This window comes from Streptomyces sp. NPDC008317, assembly GCF_042955955.1.
GTDB lineage: Bacteria > Actinomycetota > Actinomycetes > Streptomycetales > Streptomycetaceae > Actinacidiphila.
Genome location: NZ_JBIBFQ010000005.1, coordinates 489,074 through 504,195 on the forward strand (window position 1 = coordinate 489,074; position 15,122 = coordinate 504,195).

General features: G+C 73.4%; 16 protein-coding genes. 5 read left to right on the top strand and 11 right to left on the bottom strand.

Annotation, left to right across the window (positions count from 1 at the left end):
* Nucleotides 1-345 precede the first annotated feature (345 nt).
* The 3 genes from ACFY9V_RS19355 to ACFY9V_RS19365 form a co-directional block, all read right to left on the bottom strand.
* Nucleotides 346-1,389 carry a substrate-binding domain-containing protein gene (locus ACFY9V_RS19355; RefSeq protein WP_391162060.1) on the bottom strand — a complete coding sequence of 348 codons (1,044 nt, stop codon included), beginning with the start codon at nucleotides 1,387-1,389 and terminating at the stop codon, nucleotides 346-348.
* The gene (locus tag ACFY9V_RS19360) at nucleotides 1,386-1,655 is read right to left on the bottom strand and encodes a hypothetical protein (protein WP_391162061.1); all 270 of its coding nucleotides are present in this window, start codon (nucleotides 1,653-1,655) and stop codon (nucleotides 1,386-1,388) included. Before ACFY9V_RS19360 ends, ACFY9V_RS19355 begins: the two co-directional genes overlap by 4 nt.
* A 239-nt stretch (nucleotides 1,656-1,894) precedes the next feature.
* Nucleotides 1,895-2,872, bottom strand: a complete 978-nt coding sequence (locus ACFY9V_RS19365; protein WP_391045373.1) for an acetylxylan esterase — start codon at nucleotides 2,870-2,872, stop codon at nucleotides 1,895-1,897.
* 357 nt (nucleotides 2,873-3,229) lie between these two features.
* Between ACFY9V_RS19365 and ACFY9V_RS19370 the strand changes: the two genes are divergently transcribed.
* Nucleotides 3,230-3,508 carry a YciI family protein gene (locus ACFY9V_RS19370; protein WP_391162062.1) on the top strand — a complete coding sequence of 93 codons (279 nt, stop codon included), beginning with the start codon at nucleotides 3,230-3,232 and terminating at the stop codon, nucleotides 3,506-3,508.
* Nucleotides 3,509-3,743: 235 nt separating this feature from the next.
* On the opposite strand, the gene gap is transcribed toward ACFY9V_RS19370, so the two are convergent.
* The 4 genes from gap to ACFY9V_RS19390 all read right to left on the bottom strand — a co-directional run bounded on the left by gap (nucleotide 3,744) and on the right by ACFY9V_RS19390 (nucleotide 8,006).
* The gene (gap, locus tag ACFY9V_RS19375; RefSeq protein ID WP_391162063.1) at nucleotides 3,744-4,742 is read right to left on the bottom strand and encodes a type I glyceraldehyde-3-phosphate dehydrogenase; all 999 of its coding nucleotides are present in this window, start codon (nucleotides 4,740-4,742) and stop codon (nucleotides 3,744-3,746) included.
* 260 nt (nucleotides 4,743-5,002) lie between these two features.
* Nucleotides 5,003-5,950, bottom strand: a complete 948-nt coding sequence (locus ACFY9V_RS19380) for a DJ-1/PfpI family protein (RefSeq protein ID WP_355345612.1) — start codon at nucleotides 5,948-5,950, stop codon at nucleotides 5,003-5,005.
* A gap of 238 nt (nucleotides 5,951-6,188) precedes the next feature.
* A complete protein-coding gene (locus ACFY9V_RS19385) occupies nucleotides 6,189-7,148 on the bottom strand; it encodes a nitronate monooxygenase (RefSeq protein ID WP_391162064.1) in 960 nt (319 codons plus the stop codon).
* A gap of 45 nt (nucleotides 7,149-7,193) precedes the next feature.
* Complete coding sequence (locus ACFY9V_RS19390) at nucleotides 7,194-8,006, bottom strand: hypothetical protein (protein WP_391162065.1); 813 nt, start codon at nucleotides 8,004-8,006, stop codon at nucleotides 7,194-7,196.
* 226 nt (nucleotides 8,007-8,232) lie between these two features.
* Between ACFY9V_RS19390 and ACFY9V_RS19395 the strand changes: the two genes are divergently transcribed.
* Nucleotides 8,233-8,868, top strand: a complete 636-nt coding sequence (locus ACFY9V_RS19395; protein ID WP_355345621.1) for a TetR family transcriptional regulator — start codon at nucleotides 8,233-8,235, stop codon at nucleotides 8,866-8,868.
* Between the two features lie 167 nt (nucleotides 8,869-9,035).
* Nucleotides 9,036-10,715 carry an FAD-dependent monooxygenase gene (locus ACFY9V_RS19400; RefSeq protein WP_391162225.1) on the top strand — a complete coding sequence of 560 codons (1,680 nt, stop codon included), beginning with the start codon at nucleotides 9,036-9,038 and terminating at the stop codon, nucleotides 10,713-10,715.
* Here the strand turns inward: ACFY9V_RS19400 and ACFY9V_RS19405 are convergent.
* On the bottom strand, nucleotides 10,712-10,930 hold the full coding sequence (locus ACFY9V_RS19405) for an HTH domain-containing protein (RefSeq protein ID WP_355345627.1): 219 nt from the start codon (nucleotides 10,928-10,930) through the stop codon (nucleotides 10,712-10,714). The two genes, ACFY9V_RS19400 and ACFY9V_RS19405, sit on opposite strands and share 4 nt — an antisense overlap.
* A gap of 130 nt (nucleotides 10,931-11,060) precedes the next feature.
* On the opposite strand from ACFY9V_RS19405, the gene ACFY9V_RS19410 reads away from it, so the two are divergent.
* Complete coding sequence (locus tag ACFY9V_RS19410) at nucleotides 11,061-11,300, top strand: DUF6191 domain-containing protein (protein WP_391162067.1); 240 nt, start codon at nucleotides 11,061-11,063, stop codon at nucleotides 11,298-11,300.
* Between the two features lie 54 nt (nucleotides 11,301-11,354).
* On the opposite strand, the gene ACFY9V_RS19415 is transcribed toward ACFY9V_RS19410, so the two are convergent.
* Together ACFY9V_RS19415 and ACFY9V_RS19420 are read right to left on the bottom strand one after the other, a co-directional pair.
* Complete coding sequence (locus tag ACFY9V_RS19415; protein ID WP_391162069.1) at nucleotides 11,355-12,047, bottom strand: hypothetical protein; 693 nt, start codon at nucleotides 12,045-12,047, stop codon at nucleotides 11,355-11,357.
* On the bottom strand, nucleotides 12,044-13,759 hold the full coding sequence (locus tag ACFY9V_RS19420) for a PHP domain-containing protein (protein ID WP_391162070.1): 1,716 nt from the start codon (nucleotides 13,757-13,759) through the stop codon (nucleotides 12,044-12,046). Before ACFY9V_RS19420 ends, ACFY9V_RS19415 begins: the two co-directional genes overlap by 4 nt.
* 162 nt (nucleotides 13,760-13,921) lie before the next feature.
* Here ACFY9V_RS19420 and ACFY9V_RS19425 point away from each other — a divergent pair, with 162 nt between their 5' ends.
* Nucleotides 13,922-14,455: a hypothetical protein gene (locus tag ACFY9V_RS19425; RefSeq protein ID WP_391162072.1), complete on the top strand. Its 534-nt coding sequence runs from the start codon at nucleotides 13,922-13,924 to the stop codon at nucleotides 14,453-14,455.
* Between the two features lie 55 nt (nucleotides 14,456-14,510).
* Here the strand turns inward: ACFY9V_RS19425 and ACFY9V_RS19430 are convergent, their stop codons facing one another.
* Nucleotides 14,511-15,035, bottom strand: coding sequence for a hypothetical protein (locus ACFY9V_RS19430; RefSeq protein ID WP_391162073.1), 525 nt, complete (start codon nucleotides 15,033-15,035; stop codon nucleotides 14,511-14,513).
* Nucleotides 15,036-15,122 lie beyond the last annotated feature (87 nt).

The window sequence follows — 15,122 nt, forward strand, 5'->3', positions numbered from 1 at the left end:
CAATCGAGAACCGTAGATCAACGCCTTCACGACAGCAACACACTTCTCTCGAATATTCGCCCGCCCCCAGCGTTTCGTGACGTTCCGTCAATGTCCGTCGAATATTTCGCGTAGGCGCAGGTAGCGGACGGATGCCCGCGTCTGTGTGAATTCCGCTTAGCCGCTGGTGAGAGCCGCTGCCCGGCTTTGTCCGGCCCTGCTCGCACAACGGCCCTATGCGCCGTCTCGGCGTTATCGGCACCGTCGGTGAGCGCCGCGACGCGGCCCGGACAGACGGCGGGCGGCGGACGTGCGGGCGGTCGGACGGTCCGACAGGCGGGTGTTCGGACGGGCGGTCGGTGACGGTCAGTGACGGGGAGGAGCGAGGGTGGTGCCGGCGGCGATCGAGCAGGGGACGAGGAGGCTGTCGGCGCGGCGGCCGGGGTCGTCGAGCATCGCGATGAGCTGGTCCACGGCGGTCCGGCCGATCTCGACGCGCGGGATCTCCAGCGACACCCACCGGCCTTCCGGCTGCTCGGGCGCGCCTTCGAGCACGGCGACGGACAGGTCGTCCGGCACCCGCAGGCCGCGTTCGGCCAGCTTCGTCCGCAGCGTCTCGGCGAGCCGTACGCTCTCGGCGACGACGGCCGTCTCGGGTCCCGTGACCAGGTGGTCGAGCCACGCGTCGGACAGACCGGTCTCGCCGCGGAAGCCGGGTGACTCATCGGTGAGGCCGAGTTCGCGGACGGCCCGCGCGTAGCCCTCCCGGCGGTCGGTGTACGGCTCCATCTCCAGGGGCTCGCGCAGATAGCCGATGCTGCGGTGCCCGAGCGCGGCGAGCTTCTGCACGATGCCCGCCGCCGCGGTCTCATAGTCGGGGATGACGCACGGGATCTCGGCACCGGGCACCTCGCGGCGGCCGATGTGGATGAACGGGTAGCCCTCGTACCAGAGCCTGGCCAGTTCGCCGCGGTCGGTGGACACGCCGAGGAGCACGCTGCCGTCGGCCAGGCCCAGCCGGTTGGTGCCGTCCCGGTAGATGTTGCGGCGGCCCCCGTCGCCGCTGCCGGTGGAGGTGAACAGCACCAGGTCGTAGCCGGTCTCCTCCGCCCGCTCCTCGATGCCCTGGAGGAATTCGAAGTAGAAGTCCTCGCGGGCGTGCGGGAAGACGGCCTCGAAAGTGTGCACCCCGAGGAGGTTGGTGCGCTTGTTGCGCATCGCGCGGGCGGCCGGGTTGGCGACGTACCCGAGTTCCCTGACCGCGTCGAAGACCCGCTTGCGGGTCTCCTCGGGGATCCGGGCGCGGACGGCGTCGCCGCTGATCACTCGGGAGACCGCCGACTGGGAGACCCCGGCGAGACGGGCCACGTCGGCCTGGTTGGGGGCGCGGTCGCGGCGGCGGGCGGTCACGGTGTGCTCTCCTGTCGCAGGGGGCTGTCCTTGTGCGTCACCGGCTCGCGCCGGGCCGGGCCGGTCTCCTGGCGGCGGTGCTCGGTTGCCGCGTGCGCTGTCCCGGCGGGTCCGCCCGCCCGGCCCGGTCCGGAGCCGGTTCGCGCGGGCGCGGCGTGGCGTTCCAGGGGGCGACGGGGGCGGAAGGCGCGGCTGGCACGGCGGGCGCGGCGGGCGCGGCACAGCGGCTTCAGCGAGCCGAGCGGGTCCGGGAAGATGAGCTGCACGTCAGCATGGTAGGCGCGGGCCGCCCGTCCGGTGCCGCGCATCGGCGGGATCCCGCCGCGGGCGGTCCGCCGGAAGCAGGCTCGACACGTCGGCCTCGCTGCTCGGCTGTCCGTCGAGCGTCACGGCCCGGCGGCCTTCCGGTGTCCCGGCCGGTCTTGGTACGGAGAGCGCGTCAGCACCGCGTGCGGGACGTTTCCGCGAGCACATGGTCCGTGGCCGTCCCGGCGACCGCCGGCCGTTATCGCGGGTCGGCCTCTGCCAAGAACTCCCGCTGTGCCGCCCGCAGTCGGGCGTCCTCCTCGGCGGCGGCCGGGTACTCGACATGGCCCGCCGTCAGGACGAACAGCTCCTTCGGGCCGCCCAGGGCGTTGTGCACGGCGAATTGTCCGGGCGGCGGCACCGCGGGGTCGAACAGGGCCGCGCCGACGTGGACGGGGACGCGGACGCGGGTGGCGGCGACGGCCGCGTCGAAGTAGCCGAGCACTTCGGTGACTTCGGGGTGCCGGGCGTAGTGGGCGCGGACCGCCTCGCCGCTGCCCGTGCAGGGCAGGGTCAGCCGCAGCGGATGGTTGCCGAAGCTGGGCACGGTCAGCAGCCCGTGGTGGAAACGGTCGTCCCAGGGCAGCGCCAGGGCGCCGATCCCACCGCCGAAACTGCCTCCCACCAGGGCGAGTTGGCGCGCCGCTCCCGGTACCAGGGCGAGCAGCGCGGAGGCCGCGCACCAGGTGTCGGCGACGCATCCGCCGTGCACGTAGGTCTCGCGCGAGGCGATGCCGTGCACGACGTGTTCGGCCGCGGTCGCCGGAATCTCCGGGTCGAGGCTGCGCGTGGCCATTCCGCGGGCGCACGGCCAGATCGCGGCGGTGCCGGGCGGGGGCAGCGTCACATCGACGGCGTCCCTGCCGCCGTAGCCGTGCAGGACGACCATGCCGTGCGTGACGTGTCCGTCGGCGGGCAGCGTCAGCCAGCCGCCCACGCGGAAACCCCCGACCGAGGTGTACGACACCGCGTGGACGCGTACGCCGTCCCGCTCCTCCTCCAGCGCTCCCACCCGCGGCGCGGTGTCGACCGCCAGCGCCTTGGCGTACGCGCCCTGCCAGAAGTCGCCGAAGTCGGCGGGCGCCTCCGGGGTGCCGACCTGGAGCAGCCGGTCCAGGTCGTATCCGTACGTCGGGTCGAACGGGAAGTCGTGGGTCTCGATGGCCTCGGCCGTCACGGGTGCGGATTCCTCTCGTCGGTCGTTCCGCCCGGCGCCGGAAGGCCCGGCGGGGGCGGCGAATGCGCTGTCGGCGGCTGGACGAGCCGTGGCCGCTTCTCGATCCTCTCGATCGCGCCGCGTCCGGGTCGAATCCGGCGGCGGCCGCCGTTCCCCGTCCCGGCCCGCCGGTGAGGCCCGGTACGGTTGCCGACGGCCATGCTAGCGAGTGGCGTTCTCGCAGGTCACGGCCGGGGCCTGCGTTCCGGTGCGCGCGTGCCGCGCCCACTGCGCCGCCGGTCCCGGCAGGCTGGCTCGCCACGCCCGCGGCATCACGTGATCCGGATCCGGCCACTCCCGAAACCTACCCTCGGAGGCATGCTGACTGTCGAACTCGCCTTCACCGCCACCTCCGAACGCCTCGCGGCCCGCCCCGCGCACCGCGCGATCCTCCAGCGCCTCCATGACGAGGGCCGCCTCGTCGCCGCGGGTCCCTGGGTGGACGACACGGGCGCGCTTCTCGTCTTCTCCGCCGACCGCGACGAACTGGACCGGATCATGGCCGCGGACGCGTACTACCGGACGCCCGGAGTCACCGTGACCGCCGTCCACGAGTGGGCTCCGGTGGTCGGGCGGGACCGTCTGACCGACGGCTGATCCGGTGCCTCAGAGGTGGAGCATGACCGTCTTGGTCTCGGTGCAGGCGTCGAGAACACTCCCCCATGGAGAACGAGTCGGCCCACGGCCGGTTCGTCGGCCGTGGGCCTCGATCACCTCGGCGACCTGAAGCAGGATCGCGCCGCGTGGCCACCGCGAGGACTGACGATCAGTCAACTCACCGGTGCGGTAAGCGACTTACGCCGAGCGGCGGCGGCCTGCGGCTGGGTGTCGGTCAGGAGCGGGCGAGGAGTTCGAGGGTGTCGATGACGCGGTTGGAGAAGCCCCATTCGTTGTCGTACCAGGCGACGACCTTGACGTGCTTGCCGTCGACGCGGGTGAGGGCGGAGTCGAAGATCGACGAGGCGGGGCGGCCGGTGATGTCGCTGGAGACCAGGGGCTTGTCGGTGTATTCGAGGACGCCCTTGAGGGGGCCGTCGGCGGCGGCGCGGTAGGCGGCGAGCACTTCGTCGCGGGTGACCTCGCGCGCGACGGTGGTGTTCAGCTCCACGATCGAGCCGACCGGGACCGGGACACGGATGGAGTCGCCGGACAGCTTCCCGTCGAGGTTGGGCAGTACGCGGCCGATGGCCTTGGCGGCGCCGGTCGTGGTGGGGACGATGTTGACCCCGGCGGCGCGGGCGCGGCGCAGGTCGCGGTGCGGGCCGTCCTGGAGGTTCTGCTCCTGGGTGTAGGCGTGCACGGTGGTCATGAAGCCGTGCTCAATACCGGCCAGGTCGTCCAGGACGGCGGCGAGCGGGGCCAGCGCGTTGGTGGTGCACGAGGCGTTCGAGACGATCACGTGCGAGGCGGGGTCGTAGTCCTCGGTGTTGACGCCGTACGCGAGCGTCACGTCGGCGCCGTCCGAGGGGGCGCTGACCAGGACGCGCTTGGCACCGGCGCGGATGTGGGCGCGGGCGGCGTCCGCCGAGGTGAACCGGCCGGTGGACTCCAGCACGATCTCGACGCCCAGCTCGGCCCACGGCAGCTTCTCGGGCTCGCGCTCGGCGAGCACCTTGATGCGGCGGCCGTCGACCACCAGGTCGGTCCCGTCGACCTCGACGGAGGCGTCGAGGCGGCCGAGCGTGCTGTCGAACTCGAGCAGGTGGGCCAGCGCCTCGGGCGCGGTCAGGTCGTTGACGGCGACCACTTCGAGGTCGGTGTCGCGGGCGAGCAGGGCGCGGAGGGTGTTGCGGCCGATACGGCCGAATCCGTTGACGGCGATGCGGGTCATGAGAAGGGCTCCTTTCGTTACGTCTTCCATGGTCGGCAACCGCGCGCCGAGCCGACAGTGGCCCGAATGACAGCGCCCGCAAGGATCTCGCCAGCCCGGTCGTGACACCGCGAGCGGTCCGCCATCGACCCGCCGTCGACTCGCCTCAGGTCCAGCGGCTCCGTACCGCTTCAGCCCTCACGGCTCCGGCCAGGAAAGACTCAGGCCGGGAAGCACCAGCCCGGAAAGCTCCGATCCGGAAAGGCTCGGACCGAGACCCCTCAGGCCGAGAACGTGTGCCGGTACTCCGTCGGCGACGTGCCGAGAATCCGCTGGAAGTGCAGGCGCAGATTGGCGCCCGTGCCGAGCCCGACCCGGTCGGCGATCTGCTCCACGCCCAGGTCGGTGCGTTCCAGCAGTTCACGGGCCAGGTCCACGCGCGCCCGCAGCACCCACTGCATCGGCGTGTACCCGGTGTCCTGCACGAACCGCCGCGAGAAGGTCCGCGCCGAGACCCGCGCGTGGCGGGCCAGCTCCTCCAGCGTCAGCGGCTCCGCGAGGTGCGCCAGCACCCACTCCCGCGTGCTCGCGAAGACGTCGCCGAGCGGTTCCGGCACGCTCCGGGGCACGTACTGCGCCTGTCCCCCGCTGCGGTACGGCGCCGCGACCAGCCGTCTCGCCACGTGGTTGGAGAGTCCCACTCCGTGGTCACGCCGCACCAAGTGCAGGCACATGTCGATACCGGAGGCCGCGCCCGCCGAGGTGAGCACGTCGCCCTCGTCCACGAACAGCACGTTCTCGTCCACCCGCACCAGCGGATGCCGGGTGGCCAGTGCCTTCGTGTAGTGCCAGTGCGTCGTCGCCCGCTTCCCGTCGAGCAGGCCGGTCGCCGCCAGCGCGAAGGCCCCCGTCGAGATCGCGGCGAGGCGCGTACCCCGCTTGTGGGCCGCCGTGAGCGCGCTGACGACCGCCGCCGGAGGCTCCGTGGTCGCGGGCTCGCGGTAGCCGGGGATGAAGATGGTGTCGGCGTGCTCGACCGCGTCGAGCCCCTCGGCCACGTGGTACGAGAGGCCGTCACCGCCGGTCACGAGTCCTGGCGCGGCCCCGCACACCCGCACCTCGTACGGCATGCTCGGCCGGTTCGAGAACACCTGCGCGGGGATGCCGACATCGAGCGGCTTCGCACCCTCCAGTACGAGCACGGCGACGCGGTGCCGCTTCCGGCTCATCAGCTCTCCTCCGGTCGCTTCGGTGACTGCGGTGACTGCGTGACTGCTGCGGTGACTCCGCGCGCCTCGCGGCCGGACACGGGTACCCGCCGGGGCGCCGGTGGCCGCGATGGCACCTACCGCAAGCATCCTGCCACCCGGCGGCGTGCGCCTGTCGCCGCCCGCTCCCGTACGGGCGGCGTACACCTGTCCTCGCCCGCTCCCGCACGGGCGGACGTCGGCCCGCGTGACGGCGAGGTCAGCGCCGTACGGCCCGCGCCAGCGCCTCCTCCGCCTGAACGGCCAGTACGGCGACCAGGTCGGCGGCCTGCGGGACGTTGTGGACGAGGTCGACGGCCTCCCCCGCCCACACCGGGAGCGAGGGCACCGCGCCGCGCGCCACATCGGCCTGGTACTCCTGCCGCGCCTGCGTGTCGGCGGCCAGCTCCGCCTCCCGGCCGCGCCAGCGGTCCAGGTAGGGGTGGCCGAGCGTGCGAGCGGTGTACGCCGTCGGCCACCGGGAGCCGCGGGCGATGTCCAGGACGCTGTTGCGCTCGGTGTCCTCCCCGCTCCCGCCGACGATCGCCTCGACGGCCGAGGGCTCGGCCCCGGCCTCGGCCGTCGCCTGGAAGCGGGTTCCGATGAGCGCACCGGCCGCGCCCAGCGCCAGCGCGGCGGCCACGCCGCGGCCGTCGCCGATCCCACCGGCCGCGAGCACCGGCACCGGAGCCGCGAGGTCGACCACGACCGGCACGAAGGGCAGCGTGGACCTGCCGTGGCGCGCGCCGTGTCCGCCGCTCTCGGTGCCCTGGGCCACGATGACGTCGGCCCCGACGTCCAGCGCCCGCCGGGCCTCCTCCAGGTCGGTGACCTGCACGATCAGCGGCACGCCCGCCGCACGGACGCGTGCCGCCAAGGGCGCCGGGTCCCCGAAGGACAGCATCACCGCGGCGGGACCGTACTCCAGTGCCTGCTCGACGGCGCCGGCCTCGGCCGCCCAGCTCAGGAACCCGACTCCCCACGGCCTGCCGCACTCGGCCGCCACCGGCAGCTCGCGGGCCAGCCACTCCCGGTCGCCGCTGCCGCCGCCGAGCAGTCCGAGGCCGCCGCCGCGCGACACGGCCGCCGCCAGCGCGCCACCGGCGGAACCGCCCATCGGTGCCAGCGCGATCGGGTGCCGCACACCGAACATCTCCGTGAACGCCGTCGCCAAAGTCATGCGCTCCATCATGGCCCCGGACGGGTCCGCGACGCGTGATCCCCGTCAGCGCGGCGGGAGTTGATCGTAGGTCCTGAACGTGTAGTACGCGCTCAGCCGCATCGCGTTGCCGGTGGCGGCGGGAAGTCCGAGGCGGTTGTCGACGAGGCGGCCGAGGGGGCCGCAGCCGGTGGCGCCGGGGACCGTGAAGGCGGTGTCATAGGCGTCGAACGCGATGACCGGCGGGTCCTGCGAGACGACGTGGGAGCCGCCAGAGCGCACCAGCCGCAGCTCGACCGGGGTGTCGCCGCCGCCGATGACGCAGCCGTGCGGCAGCAGGGGGCTGAGGGCGCGGAAGCGCAGGGTGAACAGGCCCAGACGGTCGCCGACGGAGAAGAAGTCGGACCGGCCGCCATACTCCGGTCGCAGGGACAGCCGGAGCAGCGGGTCGCGGTCGGCGCCGGGGATGCCGGTGAGGCCGCCGGGGACGCGGTCGGGGGCGCTGCGCAGGGCGCCCCAGACCTGGCCGTCGGCGCCGTCGGGCAGCGGGCCCTCGGCGTGGGTGAGGGTCATCGGCGCCAGCTCGGGGATCGTCCGGCTGCCGAGCGTCAACGACCCGGTGGCGGTGAGGACTTCACACTTCCAGAGCGTGGCGTCGACACCGGCGGGGAGGGCCGGGCAGTCGCTGAAGTCGGACGAGTACGGGGGCGGGGCGGGCGCGTCGGTGGCCGCGGACGAGGCTGCGGACAGGGTTGCGGGGTCGGCTGCGGGGTCGGCGCTCGCGGTGCCCGTGACCGTGGCGGCCAGGGCGGCGGCGAGGGCCAGGCCCGCGGCTCCGCGGCGGACGGTCGAGCGGCGCGTGTCGGTGGTGGATCGCATGGCTGTCAGCCTGCCGTCGCGCACGGCGGTGCGGCCTTGGGGATGCCCCTTGCCGTACCCCGAAGGGCCCCTGACGTGGTGTCAGGGACGTGACCCTCAGGTGCGCCCCCCGAGAGCGGGAGGCGCCGACGCGAGCCGCCCCCGGAACCGTCGCCGACCGCCTTCCAATAAACTTGCCGCTCCGGCAATCTTGCCATCACGGCAATATTTATCTACCGTCGTAGCCATGACACAGGACGAAGACGCCGCCCGCCTCGGCCTGCGGGAGCGCAAGAAGCGGGAGACGCGTGTCGCGCTGAGCCAGGCCACGATCCGGCTGTGCGTCCAGCGCGGCTGGGACGACGTCACCGTGGAGGACATCGCCGCCGCGGCGAACGTGTCCGTGCGCACCTTCCGCAACTACTTCTCCGGCAAGGCCGAGGCCATCGCCGCCAGCCACCTGGAGCGGATGCGACGCGTCGCCGACGAACTGCGCGCGCGACCGGCCGACGAGCCGCTGTGGGAGTCGGTGGCACATGCCGTGGAGGGCCAGTTCGCGCCGAAGGGCGGTCCTGAGCAGGGCTCGTCCGAGGACCGGCGGCGCTGGACGGACGGCGTGCGGCTGATGCTCGCGGAACCGGCCCTGCATGGCGAGATCGTCAAGGCGAACGCCGCCGCGCAGGAGGAGCTGGCCAGGGCCGTCGCCGAGCGCACCGGCACGGACGTCGCCCGCGATGTGTATCCCAAGCTGGTCGCCGCGGTGGTCGGCGCGGGCAGCGCCGTGGCCGTCGAGCACTCCCTGACCGCGGATCCGCCCGTGTCGCTCGCCGCGGTCCTGCGCGAGACGTTCGACGGGATCGTCGCGGGCCTGCCCGCTCCCTGATCCGCCCGCGCCGTACGTGAGTTGACCCGGTCGGCCGCCGGGTCGCTCCGGCCTGCCCTCGTACGGCGCTCCCCCTTTCCCTTCTTCCGTTCACGCAACGAGTCACTGAGGAGGACCAGTTGGTCACCACGGATGTCGTCATCGTCGGAGGCGGTCCGAACGGGCTGATGCTGGCATGCGAGTTGGCCCTGGCCGGGGTACGGCCGACCGTGCTGGAGAGCCTGTCGGCGCCGAGCGAGGAGCCCAAGGCGAACGGACTGGTCGGCCAGGTCGTACGGCTGGTCGACCGGCGGGGGCTGTACGAGGACCTGAGCGGGACGCCGGGGCCGCCGCGCCCGAACTCCGCCTCCTTCATGTTCGCCGCCCTGCCGCTGGACCTGAGCCTGCTCCCGGACAGCCCGGTGTACGGCATCGCGGTGCCGCAGCGGCACATCGTCGAGGTCCTGGAGAAGCGGGCCGGTGAACTCGGCGTGGAGATCCGGCGCGGCCACCGGGTGACCGCCCTGGCGCAGGAATCACAGGACCCGCACGACCGGCACGACCCGCACGAGGCGTCGGACCCTGACGCGGGCGCAGCGGGCGACGCCGTCACCGTGGACGTCACGGGACCGGACGGCGCGTACCGGCTGCGCGCCCGTTACGTCGTCGGCGCGGACGGCGCGCACAGCGTCACCCGCAAGCTGTCGGGCATCGGCTTCCCCGGCGTGAGTGACGACCGCAGGACCAACCGGTCGGCGCACGCGACCGTCCCCGCGCATTGGGTCGACCCCGCGACCGGCGCTCTGAATGTGCCCGGTTACGGCACCGTCCGGCCGTTCCTGCCGCTCCGTACCGAGCACGGCGGATTCTCGTACGCGCCCTTCCCCGGCCGCCCGGCGCTGATCAGCACCACGGAGTGGGACCAGCCGGAGACCGGGACGCCGATGAGCCTCGAAGAACTGGGCGCGAGCGTCCGGCGCGTGCTGGGCGCCGATCTGCCGCTGAGCCCGCCGACCGGCGAAGGGCCGTACGTCCTGCGGCGGTTGACCGGCGGCAACACGCGGGTGGCCGAGCGCTTCCGGGACCGGCGGGTGTTCCTCGTCGGCGACGCCGCCCACATCTACACGGCGGGCGGCGGCCCCGGCCTGAACCTCGGCCTCCAGGACGCGGTCAACCTCGGCTGGAAACTGGCCGCCGCGATCCACGGCACCGCACCGGCCCACCTCCTCGACAGTTACGACGCCGAGCGGCGCGGGGCCGCCGACCGTATGGTCGTCTACGCCCAGGCCCAGGCCGCGTTGACCGCTCCCGGCGACGACGTCACGGCGCTGCGTCAGCTCTTCACCGAACTGCTCGCGCAGCCCGCGACCGTCCAGCACCTCGCCGACCTCACGGCGGGCACCGATGTCCGCTACGACATGGGCGGTCCCGAACCGCACGCGCTGGTGGGGCGGTTCGCACCCGATCTGGACCTCGCCGCCCCGGGCGGTACGGTCTCGGTGGCCGAACTGGCCAGATCGGCGCGGCCGTTGCTGCTCGACCTGACCGACGACGCGTCGGCCGCGGCGGCGCTCGGCCCGTGGAGCGACCGCGTCAGCGTCGTCACGGCGCACGCGCCGTCCCGGTCACAGCAGCCGCCGTCGCGGCCGGACGACGCTGCCGCCCCGACCGCCCTGCTGATCCGTCCCGACTCCTACGTGGCCTGGGCGTCGTCCGACCCGCGTCCCGGCGCGGCGGCCCTGGACGCGCTCCGGTCGGCCGCGCGGCACTGGTTCGGCGCCGGGGAAGCGGGCGGGGAGCAGGCCCGGGGCCGGGCCGGGCGTCCGGCCTGGGATCAGGCCGGGAATCGGACCGGGGGCGCCGTCTAGCAGGCCAGCATCTTCTGGATGGCCTGGCGGCTCACGCCCAGCTCGCGGGCGATGTCGGACTGCGAAACGCCCTGTCCGATGAGCTCCTGCATCAGGTCGCGCCGCTCGACGGCGAACTGTCGGGCCAGGCGGGTGTGGTGGATGGCCTGGGCGCGCACTTCCTTGATGCGGGCGAAGGTCGGCTCGTGCATCGAGAGATCTTTCCTGTCTGCCATGCCCTCCACGGTGACAACGACGGGTTGTCATGTCAACCCCTCGTTGTCAAAGGTGGCTCTCACTCGTTCGGGGGACGCTCGGCGTAGCCTGAAGTGGTGCCATGCCGAGCCGAGCCGAGAAGGAGCCGCGATGTTCAACTTCATGGATGAGCTCTTCGCGCCCGGCCGCAAGCACACCGAGGACGAGCGCAACCGCCTGGAGCTGTCCCGCGACGACGAGGGCAGCAGCGACCCGGCGCGCGGGGCGATAGACCTCGACTCCGGCTCGGTGGTCATCCGTCCGGCCCACGCCGATGCCCACGTCACTGAGGCGACCCCGTCGGAGTCCGCCCCCGCCGGGGAACCGGCCGTGGACGCGGACGAGGAGTGAGGCGCGGGCACGCCTCATCCGCAGTTCCCCAGCGATCCGCGCGCCACGGCGGGTCTACGGGTGGTCGGCGCAGCAGGGAGTCGGGGTCGGCACCTCGAAGGGGGCCAGCGTGCCACCGGGCGCGGGGGTCAGGTCCAGCACGAGCCGTCCGTCGCGCCACCGCGGGCGTACGTGGTCGCGGGTCCGCACGGGGATGTGCGGATCGGGCCCGTCGCCGTCCGTCGCGGGCGGCGCGCCGACCAGGACGACCTGGTCGATCGCGGTACGTGCGAGCAGGTCCGCGAGCGTGACGGTGCCGGTCAGGACGTCGGCGCCCGGATAGAGCACCGCCCGGCCGCCGCTCCCGCGGGCGTGTTCCGCCGCCGCCGCGGTCGCGGAGCGCGCCTCCTCGGCCGGGCCGTGCGTAGCAGGGCCGAGCGCGGCGCCCGCACCGTCGAGCCCAGCGCTGGCGAGTCCCGCACCGTCGAGCCCCGCCCCGCCCGGCCCCGCCGTGTCCTCGGGCGAGAGCCGGGCCAGCAGCCGGTCCCATGCCGCCGTCGCGGCCTCGGCGTCGGGCAGCGCGAAGGAGACGGCCGTACGCGGGCGGGCGGTGGCGCGTACGAGGTGGGTGCAGGCGACGGTGGCGGCCGGGAGGTCGAGCACGTCGGCGAGGTGCCGGATGAGGTGGTCGGCCTCGCGCAGATTCACCGACCCGGCGGCCACACCGATGACGGTGTGGCCGCCGGGTCCTTCGTGCGGGGTCGTCATGCGGGCAGGACCCACATCGGGTTGGAGTAGAACCACAGGTCCTTCCAGGGGTCGGCGTCGCCGATCACGTCCATGGCGGGGCCGACCGGGTCGACGGAGGCGCCGTTGACGCCGACGGCGGTGCGGTTGCCGTCGGTGCCGCGCAGGCGGACGTACACCGGCTTGTCGACCCGGCCCAGGGAGTAGGTCAGCCGGACCGTGCCGGTCGACTTGTCGACCTCGAAGGACTTCACGACCTTGGTGTTCGGCGCGGCGAGGGTGTCCTTGTCCCGCGCGGTGCCGGTCACCTGGCCCTGGATGACGTCGACGCGGGCGAGCTTGGGGACGAACTGGGACCAGTTCGGGCCGCCCGCCAGGGCGACGGTGACGACCAGGTCGACCTTGCTGCCGCGGCGCACGTGCAGGACGCCGCCGAGGGTGACCGACCGGCTGCCGTCGCCGAGCCGCGCGTCGAGGCCGCTGATCAGGCCGCCGTGGTCGACCCAGACGCGTCCGGCGCGGATGCCGTCCATGACGGCCGCGTAGGAGAAGCCGGCGGAGCCGACGTGGGTGCGGCTGTACTGGCCGGGCCAGAAGTCGGTGTCGGTGAGGTTGAGCGCGCCGCCGTAGACCGGGTCGGCGTACTTGCCGTTGGCGTTGAAGTCGCCGTTCGGGCCGCGCACCGAATTGTCGGCGTAGACGTTGTGCGAGTCGGAGTTGGCGGTGATCCACCAGGGCTTGCCCTCGGCGAGGAGGCTGTCCCACAGGCCGCCGACGGTGGAGGTCATCCAGTCGAAGCCGCCCCAGGTGCGGTAGCTCTCCAGCGGGTAGCCCGGGAAGGAGTCGGCGCTGGGGCTGTTGTCGTAGATGCCGCGCCCGGACCCGGCGCCCTGCGGGGCGGGCAGGCCGCCCGCCTGGTGGCCGGGGGCGCCCTCCATGCCGACGGCGATCCCCGGCTGGGCGTCGCGCCAGGCGCGGATCTCGTGCGGGGAGTCGATGCCCTTGCGCGCCGGGTGGTTGGCCAGGAACAGCACGTCCTGGACCTTGCGCCGCCTGATCTGGTCGGCGAGGAAGTTCAGGCCGGAGATGGCCAGCGCCTCGTTGGCGGGCGTGCTGGCGCTCGCGCCCTTCACCGAACCGTCGAAGGAGTTCTCGAACTCCTTGAGGACCGCGACCTCGTTGCGGCCGGGGTGGACGAAGACGGTGCCGTGCTCGGCGGCCGGGATGTTCCACTCAAGACCCTGGAAGACCAGGGTGTCGGAGACCTTCGCGCGGGCCGCGACGATGTCCGGATTGACCTTCTCCACACCGATCTTGGCGTGCTGCTCACTGCCGTGGTCGGTGATGACCATCCAGTCGAGGCCGTGCGCGTTGGCCTGCCGTACGTGGTCGATCACGCGGTACTTGGCGTCGCTGCTGTACTGGGTGTGGATGTGGTGGTCACCCGCCAGCCACAGCAGGCCGCCGGGGTGCGAACCGCCGTGGCCCGCATGTCCGCCGGAGGAGTGCGCCGCCGCCTGGCCCGCTCCGGCCAGGACGCTCCCGGCCGCGAGTCCCGCGCCCAGCAGGCCCGTTCGGCGCAGCATGGAGCGCCGTGAGAGCTGACTGGGCGTCAACTCCTCGTCCGGTACCGAGGTGTCGAGGGCGGGAGGCAGCGAACCGCCGTCGGTGTGACCGCCGTGCGCGTGATCGTGGGGCCCGTGCTGGTGACCGTGGCTGTGGCCGTGGCTCATATTCAGCTCCCGCTGACGACAGGATGTACGCGTAGGACGCGGCGAGTCTGGGCAGCGCGGGTGAACGGCGGGAGGCACCGCGGGGTGGCAAAGGCGAAGTAAAGCGTAAGCAAAGGCCCACGGCGTGCGCGTCGCGTGGAACTGGCGGCGGCCCGCCGGGACATGACCGAATTCACCCTCGCGCTGGACGACAGCCGCACCTACCTCTCCCCCAAGCGCGCCACCGTCGTCCGCCACCAGGGCAAGGCGCTCGCCCGCAGCCTCCGCCGGATCAGCGCCCGCCTCCGCCGGGGCGGCTGCGCGCGCCTGCGGGCGCACCCCCGGCTGGGGCGGTACGTCAGCGTCCACGAACGCGACGTGCTCGACGACGGCGGCGTCCTCGCCGTCCGCAGGGGCGTCCTCGAACTGACCCGCGCCCTGGCGACGTTGCGCAGCCGCGAGCCGTTCTACGTCCGGCTCCGGGACCGCGAGATGTCGAGCACCAGGTCCCGGATGAGCGCGTACGGCGCTTCGCTCGGCACCCTGCTCGACACGGTGGTCCTCGACCTCACCGCCGCGGACCTGTCCGGCCTGAACGCGCACGCCGTCTCCGGGCTGCGCGCCCTCTGGTCCCCGAGTACGGTCTGGTCCCCGGCCGCCGCCAGGAAGGCGCGCGCGGCCTCCCGCGAGATCGGCCCCGGCGTCTTCCTGCTCTGACACGGGCCCGTCGCCGCTCCGGAGCGGTGGGCGCGGCGCCTTCCGGGCGCGGTGTTCACCAGCCCGTCGCGGCGACCACCTCGCGGGCGATGTCCACGACGCTCCTGCCGTCCGTGGCGATCCGTACCGTGTCCGGAGACGCGTGTTCCGCCAGGTGCCGCGCCATGACGTCGCTCCGGCTGATGTGCGGGGCGAGTTGGGAGCCGGTCTCGCGCCGGGCGAGCCGGGTGCGGGCCGTCGCGTCGTCGGCGGTGAGCAGCACCCGGACGACGCGCGGCGGCCCGCCGCCCAGGGCCCGGACGAACATGTCGTGCTCCAGCACGCTCACCGTGTTGGTGTAGATCAGCCTGCGGTGCCCCAGCGCCGCGAAATTCGCCCACACCGCGGCCAGATTCCGCTCGGTGATCGCGGAGCGGCGCGGGTCGTCCGGCGGCGCCGGGTGCACCTGTCCCATGAGGTCGCCCTCGATCACGCAGTGCGCGACCTCCGCCTCCCGCAGCAGCTCCGAAACCTCCCAGGCCACCGTGGACTTGCCCACGCCCGAACGCCCCCCGATGAGCAGCACCTCATACGTCGTCACGCCGGGAGCCTCCCAGAGGCCGACCCCGTCGGGCCACGCGTTTTCCCCGGCCAGGGGGCGTACGGGCTTACGCGCGAGCCGACCGGC